General features: G+C 38.2%; 6 protein-coding genes. 4 read left to right on the plus strand and 2 right to left on the minus strand.

Going from position 1 to position 6147, the window contains the following annotated elements:
• The first annotated feature begins 259 nt into the window (after positions 1-259).
• The 3 genes from AC06OU_RS00005 to purU all read left to right on the plus strand — a co-directional run bounded on the left by AC06OU_RS00005 (position 260) and on the right by purU (position 3289).
• Entirely contained in the window at positions 260-580 is a 321-nt protein-coding gene (locus AC06OU_RS00005) for a hypothetical protein (RefSeq protein ID WP_475853271.1), read from the plus strand.
• Positions 581-1433: 853 nt separating this feature from the next.
• Positions 1434-2270 (plus strand): 3D domain-containing protein, encoded by an 837-nt coding sequence (locus AC06OU_RS00010; RefSeq protein WP_475853272.1) that lies wholly within the window; start codon positions 1434-1436, stop codon positions 2268-2270.
• A 125-nt stretch (positions 2271-2395) separates the two neighbouring features.
• Positions 2396-3289: a formyltetrahydrofolate deformylase gene (gene purU / locus AC06OU_RS00015; RefSeq protein ID WP_475853273.1), complete on the plus strand. Its 894-nt coding sequence runs from the start codon at positions 2396-2398 to the stop codon at positions 3287-3289.
• Positions 3290-3369: 80 nt separating this feature from the next.
• Here purU and AC06OU_RS00020 read toward each other — a convergent pair whose 3' ends face one another.
• Together AC06OU_RS00020 and AC06OU_RS00025 are read right to left on the minus strand one after the other, a co-directional pair.
• A complete protein-coding gene (locus tag AC06OU_RS00020) occupies positions 3370-3975 on the minus strand; it encodes a hypothetical protein (protein WP_475853274.1) in 606 nt (201 codons plus the stop codon).
• Positions 3972-4613 carry a phosphate starvation-inducible protein PhoH gene (locus tag AC06OU_RS00025; RefSeq protein ID WP_475853275.1) on the minus strand — a complete coding sequence of 214 codons (642 nt, stop codon included), beginning with the start codon at positions 4611-4613 and terminating at the stop codon, positions 3972-3974. Before AC06OU_RS00025 ends, AC06OU_RS00020 begins: the two co-directional genes overlap by 4 nt.
• 211 nt (positions 4614-4824) lie before the next feature.
• Between AC06OU_RS00025 and AC06OU_RS00030 the strand changes: the two genes are divergently transcribed.
• Positions 4825-5949, plus strand: a complete 1125-nt coding sequence (locus AC06OU_RS00030) for an ABC transporter substrate-binding protein (protein WP_475853276.1) — start codon at positions 4825-4827, stop codon at positions 5947-5949.
• Positions 5950-6147 lie beyond the last annotated feature (198 nt).

The raw sequence follows: 6147 nt of genomic DNA on the forward strand, positions 1-6147 counted from the left end.
GTCCTATAAGGCTACGATGATCCAAAGTCAGATAGAGAACTATTTTTAAAGAAAGCGTTTGGCTGCCTCTAGCCGAACGTTTTTTTTTGAAGAGATCCAGCAACATGTCCATCTTTTTAGATAGGGGTAGCCTTATAGGGACATTTAGTTATATGTTCAGCCATAAATAAATGGATTTCTTTGAATAATAATCTGAAAAATTAATCTTTTTTATATGATTTCGCGTATAATAATAGTAAATGGGACAGGGAGGAATTGTATGATTAAAAGGATATCCACTGCGTTTACCCAATATAAAAATAAAATTTCAAGGTTGGCAGAATCCATTTTTATTCTAGGAGAGAGGACAAAGGAAGAAGTCACGGAAGAGAGTCGAAGGGCCGTCCGACATATGAAAAGGATGTATCAATATGATTGGTATGTAGATTTCAAGAGTCAATTTGAACAGGATTGGGATCATCACCCGGAGATTTTACAATTTATGAGCGGAGTAGACGTTAAATCTTTACACAACGAGGAGAGCAAGAAGAATTTTTTAGAAAGCTTTCATCAGCTATTGGAGAATTTAAAATGGACATAATAAGCTAATCCAAAAAGAAACGAGACTTTCGTTATTCTTTTTGGATTTTTGTTTGTATATATAATGAGGAAAGTAGTGTAGGACGGTAGCAAACATTTTATATGAATCAACGCAGAGCCCATACGAGGGGAGAAAGTGTCCCATAAAGTGAGTCGTCGCGCCCATAAAAAGGAGGAAATCGCCCATAAATCCAAAAATCCCCCGTAAATCCAAATAGCGCCCGTAAATATGCGCAAGGCGCCCATACGGGGGGAGAAAGTGTCCCATAAAACGAGTCGTAGCGCCCATAAAAAGGAGAAAATCGCCCATAAATCCAAATAGAGCCCGTAAATATGCGCAGTGCGCCCATACGAAGGGAGAAAGTGTCCCATAAAGCGAGACGTAGCGCCCATAAAAAGGAGAAAATCGCCCATAAATTCAAATAGCACCCGTAAATATGCGCAGAGCACCCATACGAAGGCAAGAAGTGTCCCATACCCCTAAAGCAATACCGTTACGTCTATAAAATCGATTACAAATCCCGGTATTAAGGGAGGTAATATCCCTTGAACGGCGGTGATCATCTAAACAACCAACCTTAACCTAGAATCCATGCTAGACATAGGTTTAATAAAAAAGACTGGTGGTATTTGTAATGAACACTACCAGTCTTTTGATATTTTTATGTTGTGGAATTAATAGACATTTGATGAATTATTTCTCAGTCTAGTATGATATAAAGTCTTTCCTTTCTCTGAATTTTTTAGTTGTTTTGAACGAAAACTTCTATTTTTTTATTTAGAGGGTTTGTTTTTTGAAGTTTTGGGGCAATACTCTAAAGAGTTTACGAAAAGAGGTACAAAGGAGGAACTTTATGTTCAAGGTTAGGACTATTTTATTTGTAGTGCTATTGATGTTATCGACTAATACAGTAGCGCATGCAGAGAGTCTATTCTCCCCTATAACTCAAGAGGATGAATCGATTTTTCTTACCGACACTTCAGACCACAGGAATCTAGTAGACAAAAAAGCTGACTTAGAGAGCGATATGGACGACTTTAATATACACTTTGATGACTTATATGCAATGAAATTGCTTATAAAGCTTCGTTCTGAGCCAGTAACTTATACGGTTGCCGAGGGGGACAACCTCTATAGAATTGCCCTTGCAAATGATTTGTCACTCAATGAACTTATGGATATGAATAATATAACAGGAGATTTAATATTTCCGGGAGACGAACTCATTGTCAAGCAAGGGACAGGAAACTTAGAGGACATACCGAAAAGACAAGTAATGGGAGTTACTGCTCCACCAATTGAACCAGTAGCTCCAAGTGCAGCTTCAACACCGAATACAGCTTCTACAAAGGTTGCTACATCAGCGCCAGTTGTAACAGCAGAACCTAAAACAGAAGGCTCTGTTGAAATGACGATGGAAGCGACAGCCTACACAGCCTACTGTACAGGATGCTCAGGAACGACTGCCTATGGAATTGATCTAAGGGCCAATCCAAATGAAAAGGTAATAGCCGTTGACCCTCGTGTTATACCCCTGGGGACAAGGGTATGGGTAGAAGGCTATGGTGAGGCAATCGCTGGAGATACTGGCGGGGCTATCAAAGGGAATAAAATTGACGTATTTATACCATCCTATGATAATGCAATACAATGGGGTAGAAAACAAGTTAAACTCATCATATTAAACTAACGTAGAAAACCCATGTAATCTTACATGGGTTTTTACAGTTACATAATATATAAAAAGTACTTGAGAAGATGAATAGAATAAAGGATAATGAAAAATTAATATCTCTAATAAAGGGTGGCATTCAAATGGAAGAAATACAAATAAATAACCATCGAAAAACACAGGAAAACAAAGGACGTCTGCTAGTAAAATGTCCAGACAAACCAGGAATAGTAGCAGTATTATCAACTTTTTTATATAAGCATGACTGCAATATTATTGAGTCTAGTCAATATTCGAGTGATCCGGAAAATGGAACATTCTTTATTCGCATTGAATATCACGGTGGCCAGCTGGCTGAACGGGCTGCACAAATGGAGAGTGATTTTAAAGAAATTTCACTTGAGCATGGAATGGAATACAAGTTTTCCTATCCTGCGGAACGCATACGATCGGCAATTTTTGTATCTCGAGAAACGCACTGTTTAATAGAGCTTTTATGGGAATGGCAAAATGGGGACCTCGACACGGATATAGTGGCAGTCATTAGCAACCATGAAACTGCTCGTCCGATGGTAGAAGCACTAGGCATTCCTTATCATTATATTCCAGCTAACAAAGAAATTCGTAAGCAGGTAGAGGAGGAACAAATTCGCTTGATGGAGCAGTATAATGTGGATTTACTTATCTTAGCTAGGTATATGCAAATACTCACTCCGGACTTTGTAGCTCATTTTGAGAGCCGGATAATTAACATTCATCACTCCTTCCTACCTGCCTTTATAGGAGCCGGTCCTTACGAACGTGCATATGAGCGTGGAGTAAAGCTAATTGGTGCCACCTCTCACTATGTAACGAACAATTTGGATGAGGGCCCGATTATTGAACAGGATGTAGAACGAGTAGACCATCGGGATGATGTTACGAAACTTAAGAAAATTGGCCGTAAAATTGAAAGACGAGTTCTTGCGAGAGCTGTAAAATGGCATCTTGAAAACCGAGTAATCGTAGAGGGCAATAAAACCATCGTATTTCATTAATAAAAAAGCTTCGGAGTATTGATATTCAATACTCCGAAGCTCTATTATTTTTAATTCAAGTTATGTTCTTGGTTTCTTACTTATAGGCTTCCTTTAGCTAGCCATGGTAAAAACCCATCTAGGAATCGTTCGGTTGCTGGCATAAAGTAGGAGCCAAAATGATAGTCAGGATCTAGGGTACTAATAATCCAAGTTCCTTTTGTACTTACCTTGTCCACGTAAAGAACCGCTCCACCATCTTCGGTCGTGATTAGCTTTTGAGCGCCTTCTATTGGCCAAAATACACCGTGCTGGTGCCACGTAGCATCTCGCAAAGTTATATAGTTGAACAAATCATACTCCGGGTCAGCTAGCACTAATCCACTATTTGCATCCTTTTCAAGCCACCACCAAAAATTAGTTTCCCGTTCCTCCCATTTTTGGTTTGGAAGCCATTCCCAAGGCTGCGGTCCAAAGGCTACAACGATTCCTCCCGCATTTGCAAACGCATGAATTTTCTCCTTAGAAGTCTTCAATAAATGTTCATTTAGTTGGGAAGGTACAAATAAGACATCTACCCCTTCCAAAGAGTCATTCTGGAAGTCTGGAAAATAGATTAGTCTGTCGATGTATTGTTTATACTTTGGTTCATTGAATGTTCTATGATGAGGTGCATGTCCACTATAAATTACAGCAATTTTTCTCATTTGGAGCTGCCCTCCTTTTGTAGTTCCTTATATTCATCTTGGATCCATTGTAAAAGCTGAATGCTGATACGATCCGTCGATTTATTTTGCATGCGATGAGCAAAAAGGTCACGACCGGAATGAACTAGAATTGTTCCATTTGTTGACTGGCGATCAATGTATGTAATAGGCATTCCATCGCGGAATGTTAATAGCACCTCCGCATTATTTGGAACAGGGGAGTGAGTCACTCTTGCGAAGAAACCGGCAACTCCTTTGTTGTAGGTCATATCATCGGTGTCTACACCTTTAAAAATAGGGTGTTCTATTTTCTTGTAAACATGGTAGTCTTCATGGCTTTCAATCGTTCTAGGTGTAAAAATAGGACAACCAGGAAGCCATTCTCTAAATAAGTGACCGCCGAATATGATAATTTTACCTGCTTCTAAAAATTCTTCAATAATTGCTTTGTGTTTATATAGGTATTCTTGATCTGCAAAATCGTGTACCACTATACAACAGTACGGGTTTAACGAATGTTCGGTTAATTGATATTGATCGATAATCGTAAAATGTTCGTTCATAAAAGTATTGGTACGATTGGACAATCCAAACGCATGACCTGGATCTAAGTAGAGTATGTTATTTGTATTAGCCAAAAAGAGCCCTCCATCGTTCGAATTAATTGATAACTATTCTCATTTAATTGCATCATAACATATACACCTTAAAAATAAAAAGGCAAAATTTTACTATATTGCATTCTGAATATTGTTTTTTTATTAAGCATTCTTGACCTTTCGGGATATTTATTATAAGTTAGTTAGGTATTGAAAATGATTCTCAATGAGAATGGAGACAAATATAATGATGAAACGACCATATAGATACATAATTGCCTCTGCTTCTATCGCATTATTATTAGCAGGTTGCGGTAATGATAATGAAGTAAAAAATAAGGATTTAGAGGCTAGTCAAGAAACAAAGATAATTGTAGACGAATTAAATAGAGAGGTAGAGATTCCTGGAAAGCTTGACAGCATTGTAATGGGAGGGATACTACCGTATTTCTCCACATGGTTTATCGCTACCAATTCTACTGAAGAGATTGCAGGGATTCACCCAAATTCTTATAATGCAGCATCTCACTCTATTTTGAAAGAAATCTCTCCATCTATACTAGATGCTAAAACGAACTTTATTGAAAATGGGGAAGTAAACGTGGAAGAGTTACTGTCCTTAAATCCCGATGTATATTTTGAGATAGCAAACCAAGAGAAAACAGTGAAAAAGCTTGAAGATACGGGAATTACAACTGTTGCTTTAGACACTGCAACGGATTCACTTAATCCGTTAGATACATTAAATCGTTGGTTAACTTTAACAGGAGAAATTACAGGTATAACAGATCGTCCTGCTGAGATCATTGCTGAAGGTGAAGAAAACCAACAAATGATTTACGACACGCTCGATGAAGCAGGTGTCAAAGAGAAGGACATGCCACGTGTGATGGTATTGCAATACCATAATGATGGAGAGATTTCTGTGGCAGGAACGGGAATGCACGGAAATCGTTGGCTGAACTCCACTGGCGGAATAGATGTAGCAGCCGAAGAGGTCGATGGTATTAAAGCAGTAAATATGGAGCAAATTTATAAATGGAACCCTGATATCATTTATATTACTAATTTTACGGAAACTCAGCCTGTGGACTTGTATAACAACGTTTTTGAAAGTCAAGACTGGAGTGAAGTAAAGGCCGTTCAGGATAAAAAGGTTTATAAAATGCCGCTTGGTATCTATCGCTGGTATCCACCAAGTGGAGATGCACCATTGATGCTAAAATGGATGGCACAAAAAAATCACCCAGAGCTATTTACGTATGATATGAATGAGGAAATAAAAGACTATTACAAACGTTACTATAATTATGATTTAACTGATACACAAGTGGAAGAAATCTTAAATCCACCATCGGAAGCAGCAAAATACTAATACAAAGGTGTCTATATAAATGAAGTCTAAATTGATCAAGATATTACTTTGGACATTACCTATTATAGTCGGGCTGATTTCGATTGGGGTAGGTCGGTATCAAATTGATTTCATCGTACAAATCCAAATACTGCTCTCTCAAATAGTACCGATGGAGCAAACATGGACTAACATGGAAGAAACAGTGGTCATGAATGT

This window comes from Psychrobacillus sp. (genome assembly GCF_056205495.1).